10 protein-coding genes are annotated in these 13,215 nt (G+C 62.4%); 4 read left to right on the top strand and 6 right to left on the bottom strand.

The genetic code is table 11. The features are described 5' to 3' along the window. Positions 1–52: 52 nt before the first annotated feature. A complete protein-coding gene (locus tag DWV20_RS02750; protein ID WP_118256326.1) occupies positions 53–2,644 on the bottom strand; it encodes a glycosyl hydrolase in 2,592 nt (863 codons plus the stop codon). Between the two features lie 114 nt (positions 2,645–2,758). Between DWV20_RS02750 and DWV20_RS02755 the strand changes: the two genes are divergently transcribed. From DWV20_RS02755 to DWV20_RS02770, 4 genes are all read left to right on the top strand, one after another. Continuing rightward, a complete protein-coding gene (locus tag DWV20_RS02755) occupies positions 2,759–3,751 on the top strand; it encodes a helix-turn-helix domain-containing protein (RefSeq protein WP_117817495.1) in 993 nt (330 codons plus the stop codon). Between the two features lie 170 nt (positions 3,752–3,921). Then, complete coding sequence (locus DWV20_RS02760) at positions 3,922–5,361, top strand: glycoside hydrolase family 1 protein (protein WP_118256327.1); 1,440 nt, start codon at positions 3,922–3,924, stop codon at positions 5,359–5,361. Positions 5,362–5,501: 140 nt separating this feature from the next. After that, positions 5,502–6,038, top strand: a complete 537-nt coding sequence (locus tag DWV20_RS02765) for a PTS glucose transporter subunit IIA (RefSeq protein WP_118256328.1) — start codon at positions 5,502–5,504, stop codon at positions 6,036–6,038. A 233-nt stretch (positions 6,039–6,271) separates the two neighbouring features. Beyond that, a complete protein-coding gene (locus DWV20_RS02770) occupies positions 6,272–6,829 on the top strand; it encodes a hypothetical protein (RefSeq protein WP_118256329.1) in 558 nt (185 codons plus the stop codon). A 475-nt stretch (positions 6,830–7,304) separates the two neighbouring features. On the opposite strand, the gene DWV20_RS02775 is transcribed toward DWV20_RS02770, so the two are convergent. The 5 genes from DWV20_RS02775 to hypF form a co-directional block, all read right to left on the bottom strand. Continuing rightward, positions 7,305–7,973: an HAD family hydrolase gene (locus tag DWV20_RS02775; RefSeq protein WP_118256330.1), complete on the bottom strand. Its 669-nt coding sequence runs from the start codon at positions 7,971–7,973 to the stop codon at positions 7,305–7,307. A gap of 105 nt (positions 7,974–8,078) precedes the next feature. Further along, positions 8,079–9,113 carry a hydrogenase expression/formation protein HypE gene (hypE, locus tag DWV20_RS02780; protein ID WP_117757706.1) on the bottom strand — a complete coding sequence of 345 codons (1,035 nt, stop codon included), beginning with the start codon at positions 9,111–9,113 and terminating at the stop codon, positions 8,079–8,081. A gap of 48 nt (positions 9,114–9,161) precedes the next feature. After that, positions 9,162–10,274, bottom strand: a complete 1,113-nt coding sequence (hypD, locus tag DWV20_RS02785; protein ID WP_118256331.1) for a hydrogenase formation protein HypD — start codon at positions 10,272–10,274, stop codon at positions 9,162–9,164. Continuing rightward, entirely contained in the window at positions 10,274–10,534 is a 261-nt protein-coding gene (locus DWV20_RS02790) for a HypC/HybG/HupF family hydrogenase formation chaperone (RefSeq protein ID WP_117757708.1), read from the bottom strand. The genes hypD and DWV20_RS02790 overlap by 1 nt, the downstream gene beginning before the upstream one ends. 131 nt (positions 10,535–10,665) lie before the next feature. After that, positions 10,666–13,134 (bottom strand): carbamoyltransferase HypF, encoded by a 2,469-nt coding sequence (gene hypF / locus DWV20_RS02795; protein WP_118256332.1) that lies wholly within the window; start codon positions 13,132–13,134, stop codon positions 10,666–10,668. Positions 13,135–13,215 lie beyond the last annotated feature (81 nt).

Genomic DNA, 13,215 nt, shown 5'->3' on the forward strand with positions numbered 1-13,215 from the left:
TGTGGGCTCAACATAGGGCGCTGTCCTTGTTGGGCCGTTTGCGCCCGGGGCGTTACCCGAGCACGCGTACGGGCCCCAAGAGACCGCTGGGCTCGGAGGGCTCGGTCATGCCGAACACGTCGGGGACGGCATGGTCGAGGGTGTTGATGATATCGATCGCAAGCGCGTGCTCGCCGGCCAAAAGCGCGCCGGCCTCAAAGCAGTAAGGCGGACAGATGCGCGTGCCGAGGGATTTGCCGTCGAGGGTGACGGTTGCGGTCTCAAAGACCTCGCCAAGGTCGATGACGGTGCGGGTGGCCGCTTCGCCCAGGACAAAGGAAGCCTGGTAGCGGAATGTGCCGGCCTTGCCGGGGAACTCGGCCGAGGAAAGGTCGTGCAGGTCTGCAAGCTCAACAGACTCGCCAAAGGCATCGGTGCCAGGGGCAGAGAAGGCAACCGCCCAGGGCCCGTCGACGCATGTGGCTTCGTCTTCGGCGGTTGCCACAGCAACGGAACCTGTAGCCCCAAGGACCACGATGCAGCTCTCGTAGGGAGCCAGCTCGAGCGTGCCGTCAAAGGCGGCGGGCTCGGTGCCGTTGAGCAGATCGAGGCGCGCGCCTGCAACGGGTGTGCCGTCGGCAAGCGCAATCTGAGTGGAGATACCCTGCTTGGGATGCTCGTTGACGAGCATCAGATAGGTCTCGCCCGCCCGCTCGTAGCGCAGTGCGCGCAGCCAGGGCTGGGGCTCGGCGCAAACCACGGTCTGCATGCCGGTGTTGGCAAGTGTGTCTGCGAGCTCGGTGGTCGCCAGGAGCTTGATGCCGGCGACCGCGGCTGCATCCAGGGAGGCAAAGCCCTCGCGACCTGCAGCGTCACCGTCGTAGCGCTTGTTCGGCAACTCATCCAGCGCGTACACGGCAACACCTGCGGCTGCGGCACGCGCGGCAAAGTCGAGCACGGCTTCGCCGACAAACTCGGCTCCGGGCATCACCAGGCAGCGGTATGCCTGGCCGTTCACGCTAAAGCCGCTACCGTCTGCGGCAATTTCAACGGCATAGCGCCCTGCGTCCTCAAATGCCTCTGCCGGCACGATGTCAAAGTCGACCTGCGCGCGCATAAGCTCGGAGGCGGCATGCTGCATAAAGTTCGCCTCGCCTGCCCACTCGGCGTCCGCATGGTAGAGAAGCGCCACCGGGGTCGTTGCGCGCCCGCCGCTCAGCAGGCTCGCCGTACGGTTCATGTAGCTCATAAGCTGCCCAAAGTGTGCAAACTGGGGGTTTTGGCCATGCGCATAGAAATGCGGCGGGCAGTCCCAGTCGGGGAAGGCGGCCATGCTAAAGGCATGCGGCACAAACCAATTGACGCCGCGCACCAAAAAATGATCGGCGATCCACTTCATCTCGCGTAGGCCTTCGTGCCATCCAAATGCGCCAAAGACCTCGGCCATGCAGCGCCCCTGCTTTTTGGGGTCGAGGTGTGCTGCCGAGGAGCCCAGCTTGGGCAGCACGTAGTTATAGAACTCGAGGTCCCACACGCCGCGTCCGTAGCTGTGAAGGCCGCGGTCCATGCCGGGTACCAGCTGGTTGATCACGATGTCGACGCCCGCCATGTCCTGACCGCCCACGGCGCGGAAGTAGTGCCCGGCGCCCACGCCCAGGCGCGCGTGGCAGTCCTTGTCCTCGATAACGTGGCCGATGTACTGCACGCCGCGCGCGCGGCACCAGTCTCCGAGCTGGTCGCAGAAGCACTCCTTATAGAGGGTGCTCGCGATGTCCATATAGACGTGGCGTACGTGCGCGCCGGCCGGCTCGCGGTCCCACAGGTGCGGGAGCTCGGCCAGGTAGCGCTCGCCCAGTGCCGCGCGCAGGCGACGCTCAAGCTCGGCCGACCAGGGTAGGGGCGCGGTGGCCTTGCCGATGAGCGTGTCCGAGATGCCATCGGGGCCCGTGGTGCCCTTCTCGTTGGCAAATCCGGGCTCATCGGAGAAAAAGCCCAAGATGGTCTTGCCAAACTCATCGCCCAGATGCTCAAAATGCGGCTCGTAGACAGCATCGATGAGCTGCGCCACCGAGGCGCGGTCGACCATATTGATGTAGTCCTCGTTGTAGGAGGTCTTGCCGCTCGTGAACATCACGCATGCCTGCGTGAGGCCCGCAGGTGCATCGAAGACCAGGCGGCTGGGGTTGCCGTCTGCATCGTCGATTACTCGGTAAGCGACGTCGACGGGGCTGCCGTCCTGCATAAATGTCACGCCGTAGAAGCGCTCCGTTTTGTCGAGCATGTTGGCGAGCGCGATGCTCGCGGCGGACGTGGGGCCCACGATGTCGAACGTGCGGTGCGTGAGCACGATCTTGCGGAGCTCGGGCACGGCCTCCTTGACGGCGCCGTTGGCAAAGCCCGTGGGGAAGTGCGCGTCGTCCAAGATCCAGAGCTTAAGGCCCAGCTGCCTGCACTCGTCAATGACAAAGCGCAAGTCGCGCCACCAGCCCTCGCCGCAAAAATCGGGGTGTGGGCGGCTTTCGAGACAGACCTCGTGGATGTCGGCGCCGGCGATCTTTTCCAGATACTCGGCAATGGTCTTATGGCTCTCGCCCTTCATCCACAAAAACGGAAGCACGTGGTTGTCGTATGTGCCCTCGAGCACCTGCTGATAGTACGCGGTCATGGATCCTCCTTGGCTCGATCGATCTGCTGCATAGCACAGATTATGGACGCGTCGGCGCGTTCTGCTAATATCTGAATCACGACGAACTATGACCAAATCAACGATTGGCAAGCCATGGAGATCGACGAGCTCGAGCGTAGGCTCAACGAACTGAGCGCCAGTGAGATCGCTTATAAAGACGGCATGGCATTTGATTGGTCGATTATGACCGAGCATGTCGAAATCGACGGATGCCCAGTGCGCAAGATTGGCCAGCCAGGGTTTGCCTATGCCCAGCCCGGCATGCCGCGTGGCCTGACGATAAGGAAAAACTCGCGCTTTAATGCAGTTCCCGAGCACGTGCATGATTACGTGGAGCTGAGCTATGTGTATCGCGGACGCTGCCCGCAGACGGTGGCGGGGGAGAGGCTCGAGCTGGGCCGCAACGAGGTGCTTTTGCTCGACGCCCTCTGCCCGCATGCCGTGGCGGCGCTTGGTGAGGACGACATCATGCTGAGCATGACCGTTTCACGCTCTTTTTTGCGCCGGAGTCTCGAGTCGAGCCTCTCGCGCGAGAGCGCGGTCTCGCGGTTTTTGTTCAACGCGCTCAACAGCGAGACGGACCATCGGGGCCATGTCCGTTTTCATTGCGGCGAGAGCCGTCGGATTCGGCGCTACATGCAGGAGATGCTCTGCGAGCTGTACGACCCGAGCCCCAACGGTCCCGAGATCGTCTTGCGTCTGTTTCAGCTGTTTTTGGCCGAGCTCATGGATTGCTACGAGCGCGAGCTGGTGCGCGGCGCGGCGGACGGCGCAGCGGGGCCCACTGCCCTGGTGACGGGAATGCTTGGCTATATCGATCGCGAATTCGCTGCATGCTCCCTCGAGGGGATGGCGGCGGAGTTTGGCTTGAGCCCTAATTATGCGACGGCGCTCCTCAAGCGGCATGTGGGCAAGACCTTTAGGCAGCTTGTGCAGGAGCGACGCCTGGTACGTGCGGCCGAGCTTCTGCGCGGCGGCGCCACGGCCGGGGCGGCTGCGCATGCGGTGGGCTATGAAAACATGAGCTTCTTCTACCGTAAGTTTCACGACAAGTATGGCTGCACCCCCGCGGCATACCGCCGGTAAGCGCGGGGCGGATTGTCTTCGCTCCTTCGGTGTCAAAAAGTTTCAGCTGCAGCGCTGTTGCAGCGCGCGTCTGCGAAAAGAAGTGTCCAAATCGGCGCCTTCGCCCTGGCCTGGAGCGACTCGGCGGCATACTCGTTTCATCAGCAACACGCATGAGCGAGGAGGCACTTATGGGATTCCCCGAGGGTTTCTTTTGGGGCGGCGCTACGGCCGCAAACCAGTTTGAGGGCGCATGGAACGTTGACGGCCGCGGCCCTTCCGTCGACGACCACTTCCTGGGCGGCAGCTACAAGGAGCCGCGTCAGATTACGATCGACATCGACCCCGACCGCTTCTATCCCAATCATGACGGTATCGACTTCTACCATCACTACGAGGAGGACATCGCGCTGTTCGCCGAGATGGGCTTTACCATGTTCCGCATGTCCATCTCTTGGAGCCGTATCTTCCCCAACGGCGACGACGCCGAGCCCAACGAGGCCGGCCTCGCCTTCTACGATCGCGTTTTCGACTGCCTGCGTGCTCACAATATCGAGCCGCTCGTGACCCTGTCGCACTACGAGATGCCCTATCATCTGGTCGAGAAATACAACGGCTGGGCGAGCCGCGAGCTCATCGGCTTCTTTGAGAAGTACTGCCAGACCGTCTTCGACCGTTACCAGGACAAGGTCAAGTTCTGGCTCACCTTCAACGAGATCAACTGCGGCACCCAGGACATGGGCAACCTCTTTGAGACCAGCATGATCCAGGGCTTTGAGGGTCCGGCTTCGGCGGTCCACGCCACGCCGCAGGCCCGTATGCAGGCCCTGCATCACCAGTTCGTGGCCAGCGGTCGCGTCGTGCGCTACGCCCACGAGCACTACCCGCAGTTCAAGATGGGCAACATGGACTGCTTTATCCTGTCCTATGCCGCCACGTGCGACCCGGCCGACGTCCTTGCCACCCAGCAGGAGATGAACACCATGAACTGGTACTGCTCCGACGTGCAGGTGCGCGGCAAGTACCCGTTCTACGCCAAGCGCTTCTGGGCCGAGAACGGCATCGAGCTTAACATCGCCGACGGCGACCTGCAGGACATCGCCGACGGCAAGGTTGACTTCTACACCTTTAGCTACTACATGTCGGGCACCGTGGGCACCCATAAGGACCACGAGATGACCGAGGGCAATATGGCCTTTGGCGGCAAGAACCCCTACCTCGAGAGCACCGACTGGGGGTGGCAGATTGACCCGACGGGCCTGCGCATCGCCCTCAACGAGATCTACGCCCGCTACGAGATTCCGCTGATGGTGGTCGAGAACGGCATGGGCGCCTACGACGAGGTGGAGGAGGACGGCTCCATCCACGACCCGTACCGCATCGCCTACCTCCAGAGCCATGTCAAAGCCATGGGCGAGGCCATCGAGGACGGCGTCGACCTGATCGCCTATACCTGGTGGGGTCCCATCGACCTGGTCTCGGCCGGCACCGGCGAGATGCGCAAGCGCTACGGCTTTATCCACGTCGATAAGTACGATGACGGCACCGGCACCTACGAGCGCCGCCGCAAGGACAGCTTCTTCGCCTACCAGAAGATCATCAAGTCCAACGGTGCCGAGGGCCTGGCTTAATCGACAAGATGGGTGCCACCGGGGAAAAGCCTTGGGATGGGCTCGTGATTCGAGTCCCCACCTTAGCATTTGAACCATTTGGCACTATAATCACCATAGGCATGCGCATAACGTTGCGCTGAATCAAGAGGAGAAAACGTATGGGTCTGTTTGACATGTTCAAGAAGAAGGCTGAGCCCGCGGTTGCCGCTGCTCCGGCCTCCATCTCTGCTTCTGCCGGCGCCGACGTGCTGTGCTCGCCCGTCAAGGGCAAGGTCATCAAGATGGCCGACGTGCCCGATCCCGTCTTTGGTGGCGAGGTTCTGGGCAAGGGCTGCGCCGTGTGGCCCGAGGACGATCTGGTCTACGCTCCCTGCGACGGCAAGGTGACCGTCACCATGGGTCACGCCGTGGGCCTGCAGTCCGATAGCGGCATCGAGGTTCTGGTGCACGTTGGCGTCGATACCGTCAACATGAACGGCGACGGCTTCGAGGGCTTCGTCAAGGCCGACGATGTCGTTAAGGCTGGCCAGCCCATGCTCAAGATCGACCGCGCCAAGATCGCTGCTGCCGGTTACAAGGACTGTGTCGTCGTGGCCGTGTCCAACACCGCCGAGTTTGCCGACGTTGAGCTCGCCGTCGAGGCCGACTCCGCTGTCGCCGCCGGCGACGCCATCGTTAAGGTCGTCCGCAAGTAAACTGCGACAACATAAGGATGTGCAAGGGTGGTCGGGTTATCCGGCCGCCCTTTTTTAATGGGCCGAGTGGGCGCATTTTATTGCAGGGGGCTTGCTTTATAGGCCGTTCGTTCGTCAAATTGAGCCGCCTGCGCTTTTGTGACGCAGGGGGTTGGGCCTGGCCGCTAATATGGACTTGCTGTTACGACGTGCGCTGCGCAGGGAACGCGGCGCCGCTTGTTTGGAGGAACAACATGAAAAAGAAGCTGCTGCTTGCGCCCCTCATGGCCGTCTTGGTTGCGTGCGTGGTCCTGCTTTCCGGCTGCGGAGGCCCTTCGGTCGAGGAACTCATCACCAAGGACCTTACGACTCAGTTTGATGAGGTTAAGAACGGCGGCGATGACTTCCTTTCCGGTCTGGAAGAGGCTTCGGGCGACGAGTTTGAGCAGCTGGGCATCGATCCCAAGGAATACGCCAAGAGCTATCTCGAGGGTTTTGATTACAAGATCGGTGATGTGACGGTCGATGAGGACAAGGGCACCGCGACCGCCGAGGTTACCATCACCTGCAAGTCCATGAATAAGATCGTCGAAGATTTCGCCACCCAGTATCAGGAGAAGATCGCGGCGCTCGATACGATGCCTTCCGAGGACGACCTGTACAAGATGGCCGGCCAGGTCATGGTCGACGTGACCAAGGCCGCTAAGACCAAGGACACCAAGGTTACCTTCAAGTACACCGCCAATGACGATGGCGAGTGGTCTGCTGACGATTCCGCAACCACCGAGATGATGAATGCGATGATGAGCTAGGGGAGTTACGCGGTTCTACGAACCGCGTAACTGCTCGACGCTGCGCGGGCACCAGAGCGACAACTTGTCATTCAAAGAGGACGGCATGACCAGAAGGTCTATGCCGTCCTCTTTTCATGCCAATTTGTTCGCTCTGGTGCCCGCTCGCTGTCCGTCCTCTACCTGCGGCGTTGCCATGGTAGTCATTGGGGCGGCACTTGGGGACGTTCCTTTTCTGCCGGCAGTTGGGGACACTCCTTGCGCCAGCGTTGCATCGAATGCTCGGGAAAATACGAGCCGGTATTTGGCCGAATAGCGGGTCACGGTTTCCGGATGGCGTGGGTTGCGGAAAGTGCGACCCGGAATATTGCTCTGAAACGGGATGCCGTTTCCCCGACAAGGCTCAACCGGAAAGCGCATCCCATTCTGAGGCGGCAAAACGGGATGCGCTTTCCGCGCGACAGAATCTATCCAGCCGTGTTGAGCGACAGCCCCGCTACTCGCCCAGAATCAGCGCCGAGAGCTCGTCTTGGGTGTCCACCACGTAGTCGGCGCCGGCGGACTCCAGCTCTGCGCGGCCGCGGAAGCCCCAGCTGACACCGGCGCTCTTGAGGCCGGCATTGTGACCGGTCAGGACGTCGACATTGGAATCGCCCACATAGAGTGTGGTTGCCGGGTCGGCGCCTAGCTCTTTCATCACATGCAGCGTAACAGGCGCCTCGGGCTTGGGAGGAAGCGCATCGACGCGGCCCTGCACCAGCGCAAAGCGCTCGGAACCAAAGTATTTCTCGATAAGCGGAGCGGCCGAGACGTGGTCCTTGTTAGTGAGCACGGCAAGCTGCACACCCGCGGCGCGCAGGCGGTCGAGCATCTCGATCGTGCCGGCGTACGGTGCGGTGTGGTCCTCCTTGTGCTCGCCGTAGTAAGCCCTAAACTCGGCAAGCGTCTGCTCAAACATACGGCTGTCGCCCGCGTACTCGGCGGGCATAAAGCGCTCAACCAGCTTGAGCATGCCGTTTCCCACCTTGTAACGGTACTCGTCAACGGCAAACGTGGGCCAGCCGTGCGTCTCGCAGGTATGGTTGCCGGCGGCCGCCAGGTCCTCGAGCGTGTTGAGAATGGTGCCGTCCAGGTCAAAGATCACATGGGAAAAAGCTGCTGCCATGGGTGCTCCTGCCGCTTGAGTTGTAAAACGCACCCCATGATACTGGGCATGCGTGCCGGGCATGTTTGGAATCTGAATATCTTTAATAGCCCTGAGCCTTTGTCGTTAGCAAATCCTCGGCAGCTGTTCTCCCACGAGCATGTCGAGGATGCGGGTCGAGCCCCAGCCGGTGCGTACGCGCACGGCGGGACGGGCGCCCTCGGCAAGTGGCAGCACGCGACCGATGATGGCGGCGTTCTCGCCGTAGCGGGCGGCGCGCATGGCTGCCAGCGCGGCATCGGCTTGCTCGGCCGGCACCACGGCAACCATCTTGCCCTCGTTTGCCACCTGCAGCACATCGTAACCGAGCATCTCACATGCCGCCTGCACGTCGGGGCGCACGGGCACGGCATCCTCGTCGATCTCCATGGCAACGCCGCTGGCCTGGGCAAACTCGTTGAGCGTGGATGCCAGGCCGCCGCGCGTGGGGTCGCGGAAGCAGCGGGTGTCGGGGGCGGCGGCGAGCACGTCGGCAATCAGATGATTGAGCGGCGCAGCATCGCTTTCGATGTCGCTCGAAAACGCCAAGCCCTCGCGCTGGCTCATGATGGCGATGCCGTGGTCGCCTAGCGTACCCGATACCAGGATGGCGTCGCCGGGCCGACAGTTCGCACCGCTGAGCGTTACGCCCGCGGGCACTTCGCCCACGCCGGCGGTATTGATGTAGACGCCGTCGGCACCGCCACGCTCGACCACCTTGGTGTCGCCGGTGATTATGGACACGCCCGCCTCGCGCGCCGTTTCGGCCATGGTCTGCACAATCTGGCGCAGCTTGTCCATGGGATAGCCCTCTTCGAGGATAAAGCCGCATGAGAGGTAGCGCACGTTAGCGCCCGAGGTCGCGACGTCGTTGACGGTTCCGCATACGGCGAGTCGGCCGATATTGCCGCCGGGGAAGAACTGCGGCGTTACCACAAAGCTGTCGGTCGACATGGCGATTCGCCCGCTTGCGGGCAGTGCGGCGACACCGGCATCGTTGCCCGCAAGCAGCTCGGGCGACCCAAAGGCATCCAGAAAGACCTCATCGATAATGCGCTTCATCATCTGGCCGCCGGAGCCGTGGCCCAGCAGGACAGTGCTATCGGTGGCAGTACGGGACATATCGAAAACTCCAATCGTGGGTGGTGCCGGTACGCGGGGGCGTCCGGGCTAGTCGCGGTATCTAAAGTACGCCGCGCAGCTGCCTTCGGAGCTCACCATGCAGGGGCCGACGGGGTGTTCGGGCGTACATGCGTGGCCGAACAGCGGGCAGTCGCTCGGTGTGATGGCTCCGCGAAGCACGTCGCCGCAGCGGCACCCGCGTGGCTCGACCGTCGCCTCAACGGGCACGTCAAAGCGGGCGCCGGCATCAAAGCGCGCGAATTCGGGTCGGATGGAAAGACCCGAAGCCGCAATCGGCCCCAGCCCGCGCCACGTGGTGTCGCATGGCTCAAACACCTGCTCGACCAGCTGGCGCGCTACGGGATTGCCGTCTGCATTGACGCCACGGCGGTAGGCGTTGTCGATTGCGGGCCTGTGCTCGACAATCATCTGGACCAGCATGCAGATGCCCTGCAAGATATCGACCGGCTCAAACCCGGTGACTACGCCGGGGGTCTCGAACTCATCGACCAAAAACCCAAAGGGTGCCAGGCCTGTGATGGTAGCGACGTGACCAGGCAGGATAAAGCCGTCGATGGCGGTCTCGGGGTCGTTGGAGATCGCACGCAGAGCCGGCGGCGTGGTCTTGTGAGCACAGTAGACCGAGAAGTTCTGGAGCCCGCGCGCGTCGGCCTCCAGGATAGCGGCGGCAATGGTGGGCGTTGTGGTCTCAAAGCCGACGCCCATAAAGATGACCGGGCGTTCGGGATTTTGCTCGGCAATGTCGAGTGCGTCGAGCGGAGAGTAGACGATGCGGATGTCGCGCCCCGCCGCCTTTTGCGCGGCAAGCGAGGTGGACGATCCGGGCACGCGCATCATGTCGCCAAAGGTGGTGATGATGGCGCCGTCCATGTTGGAAAGCGCGATTGCGTGATCGATGTCGCGGTTGGCGGTGACGCAAACGGGGCACCCCGGGCCGCTTAGCAGTTTGAGCCCCGTCGGCATAATGGAGCGAAAGCCATAGCGGCCAATGCTCACGGTATGCGTACCGCAGACTTCCATAAGGTTGATGCTGCGGTTGCCGACAAGCTCATGAATACGATCGATGAGCTCGCGGGCCAGCTTGGGGTCGCGAAATGCCGAAAAGTCGATACCGGAGCGAACCGGCTGCGCCGCCGCCACTAGTATGCCTCGGCTGGGTTGGTGGCGAGTTGGTCCTCTTTGGCCAGCTCGGTCATGGTATTGACGAGCTCGAGTGTCTCTTGGGCTTCCTGCTCGTCGACAATCTGAATGCCAAAGCCGGCGTGCACGAGAATATAGTCGCCTACCTGTGCCGTCGGCACGAGGCGCAGCGAAACGGGGCGCTCGATGCCCATCATGTCGACGGTCGCCTTAAGGTCGTCGTCGCGTTTGACCACTTTACCGGGAACGGCAAGGCACATAATGTTCCCCTTTTATACGTTTTGCGCTGGATAGGCGCCTAATTACCCATCAGTTGATGGTAGCGCTCGCGGGAGTCACGAGCAAACGCGTTACACCTGTGAGACGGCGGCGCGCAGGCTGGCAAAACAGCCTATCGCAACGCCGTCTGCGCGAGGCGAGCGCGAGCGATGGCGGCCTGACCGTAGGCGATGCAGCCGTCGTTGGCGGGTACAGCGTGGGGGACCAAGACGGCAAGACCGGCGTCTTTGAGTTCGTGGGTAAGGAGCTGAAGCAAAAGCCGGTTCATGAACACACCGCCCGAGAGCGCGACGGTATCGAGGCCTTCGCGCGCGCAGATCTCGCTTGCGATGCGGGCCGACGCGCGTGCGATGGTGACATGGAAGTCGAGCGCGAGCTTGCCGGCGGGCACGCCGGTCCTGATTCCCTCCAAAAGCGCCTCAAAAAGCGGTCTGGAGTTCAGAACATGGAAGTCGTCCGGACGGGATGATTCGGTTGCGGAAAAGCTGGCCATATTGCCGGTGGGGCAGGCACTTTCACTGCTGAACGCGCGCCAGGCGGCGGCTTCGAGTTCTATGGCAGGCTCGCCCTCGTAGGTTGCCTTGTCGCAGATGCCCAGAATTGCTGCCGCGGCATCAAAGAGACGCCCCATGCTGCTGGTGCGCGGGCTGTTGATGCCGTGCTCGATCATGGTGGCTGTCACGCTGCGCGTTTGCTCGTCGAGGCTGCCCAAAAGCCGAGCGGCGCCTGGGTGCTCGAGCAGACCGAGCTCACTGAGCAGGGCAAAGGCGTTGCGGCGGGCGTCGCGCACGGAGGCCGCCCCGCCGGGGAGCGCCCAGGTGAGTAAATGCGCGGCGCGCTCAAAGCCGCCAAGGCCGGCAACAAGAAACTCGCCGCCCCAAATGGTCCCATCGGTGCCGGCGCCGGTGCCGTCAAAGGCGATGCCAAGGACACGCGCGTCGGTTGTAAGCTGGCCCGCGGCGATGGCCTCGGCCATTACGCTCGCGATATGCGCATGATGGTGCTGCACCTCGACGAGCGGCAGATTGTGCTCCCGTGCCTGCTCGCGCGCCCACTGACCCGATAGATAACTGGGGTGTACATCGCAGGCCAAGGCGGCGGGTGCCAAGTCAAAGAGATCTTCCAAGCGCGTGCGCGCGGCGTTCCAGGCATCGAAGGTCTCGCCGTTTTCAACATCGCCGATATGCTGCGACACAAAACAGGTTGCCTCGCCGTTCGTCCCTTCACGCGTGAGTGCAATCGTGGCTTTTTGTTGTGGCCCACAGGCGAGCACGCAGGACGGAGTGCCGTCGAGCGCCGGCAACGGCAGCGGCTGGGGTGCATATCCGCGAGCGCGGCGAACGGGCATAACAGCGCCGTCGACCACGCGTACCAAAGAGTCGTCGTAGCGCGAGAGGATCGCGCGGTCGTTACCGAGCAACGCGTCGGCGATGCCGGCGGCAACGAGGCGTTCCCAGGCAAGGTCGTCGTCGGTCTCGATGGGTTCTTCGCTCAGATTTCCGCTGGTCATGACGAGCGCGTGCATGCCGCGGGCTTCTGCCGCGGCAAGCAACAGATGCTGAAGCGGGGTGTAGGGGAGCATAACACCGAGCTCTGGAAGGTCGTGCGCGACGGACGGCGCGAACGCGAGGGCGTCGGGGGAGCCGCCGCTCTCGCAAGCAGCACGTCGGCGCAGCAGCACAATGGGGCGAATGCTGCCGGCCAGCAAGCCGCGTGCAACGTCGTTGACATGGCACAGGCGTTCAGCGTCGGCAAGGTCGCGTACCATAACGGCAAGCGGTTTGTTGCTGCGGCGTTTGCGGCGGCGAAGCTCGGCTACCGCCTGCTCGTTGGAAGCGTCGCATGCCAAGTGAAATCCGCCCAGACCCTTGATGGCGACGATACCGCCACCGGCCAGCAGCTCAACACAGCGGTCGATAATGGCGTCGCTGGTCTCGCGCGTGGTGCCGACGGCCGGCAACGCGGCGGCTTCGTCCGGCTCACCGCCCACGCTCGCTTCGCGCCACGTGATATGCGGCCCGCAATCAAAGCAGGCATCGGGCTGCGCGTGAAAACGCCGGTCGAGTGGGTCGGCATACTCCGCGGCGCACTTGGGACACATGGGAAAACAATCCATCGACGTGGCCGCTCGGTCATACGGCAGCGACCGGATGATGGTAAAGCGCGGTCCGCAGTTGGTACAGTTGATAAAAGGGTAGTGATAGCGCCGATCGGCGGGGTCGAACAACTCGCGCAGACAATCATCGCAGGTGGCGATATCGGGTGAGACGAGCGTCGTGTGCGCGGTCTGGTCCTGCGATGCTACGATGCGAAAACCCTGTTCATTGGCGGTATCCCAACCGTGGGCTGCCAGGTCCACAACCTCGACATACTCTACGCGGGCTGCCGCAGGCGCATGTTCAGAAAGCGCGGCAACAAAAGCATCGAGCGCATCGGCCGGAGCATGCGCCTCGATATGCACGCCGTCGCCCGCGTTGAGCACCCATCCGCAAATGCCATGCGCCATGGCCTCGCGATACACAAACGGCCGCATGCCAACGCCCTGCACAATGCCCGTCACATGAATATGCACATGCCGCATGCGACACCCCTCATCAAAACCGACCAAAAAGGGACAGGTTTATTTTGGTAGGTAAAACTTCTAAACCTGCCAAAACAAACC

This window comes from Collinsella sp. AF02-46-1 (genome assembly GCF_003465825.1).
Lineage (GTDB): Bacteria > Actinomycetota > Coriobacteriia > Coriobacteriales > Coriobacteriaceae > Collinsella.

Bases quoted from the DNA above. Each gene is read 5' to 3' on its own strand.
- DWV20_RS02755 (WP_117817495.1), top strand. From the start codon at position 2,759: ATGGAGATCGACGAGCTCGAGCGTAGGCTCAACGAACTGAGCGCCAGT.
- hypF (WP_118256332.1), bottom strand. From the start codon at position 13,134: ATGCGGCATGTGCATATTCATGTGACGGGCATTGTGCAGGGCGTTGGC.
- DWV20_RS02770 (WP_118256329.1), top strand. From the start codon at position 6,272: ATGAAAAAGAAGCTGCTGCTTGCGCCCCTCATGGCCGTCTTGGTTGCG.
- DWV20_RS02765 (WP_118256328.1), top strand. From the start codon at position 5,502: ATGGGTCTGTTTGACATGTTCAAGAAGAAGGCTGAGCCCGCGGTTGCC.
- DWV20_RS02750 (WP_118256326.1), bottom strand. From the start codon at position 2,644: ATGACCGCGTACTATCAGCAGGTGCTCGAGGGCACATACGACAACCAC.
- DWV20_RS02775 (WP_118256330.1), bottom strand. From the start codon at position 7,973: ATGGCAGCAGCTTTTTCCCATGTGATCTTTGACCTGGACGGCACCATT.
- DWV20_RS02790 (WP_117757708.1), bottom strand. From the start codon at position 10,534: ATGTGCCTTGCCGTTCCCGGTAAAGTGGTCAAACGCGACGACGACCTT.
- hypE (WP_117757706.1), bottom strand. From the start codon at position 9,113: ATGTCCCGTACTGCCACCGATAGCACTGTCCTGCTGGGCCACGGCTCC.
- DWV20_RS02760 (WP_118256327.1), top strand. From the start codon at position 3,922: ATGGGATTCCCCGAGGGTTTCTTTTGGGGCGGCGCTACGGCCGCAAAC.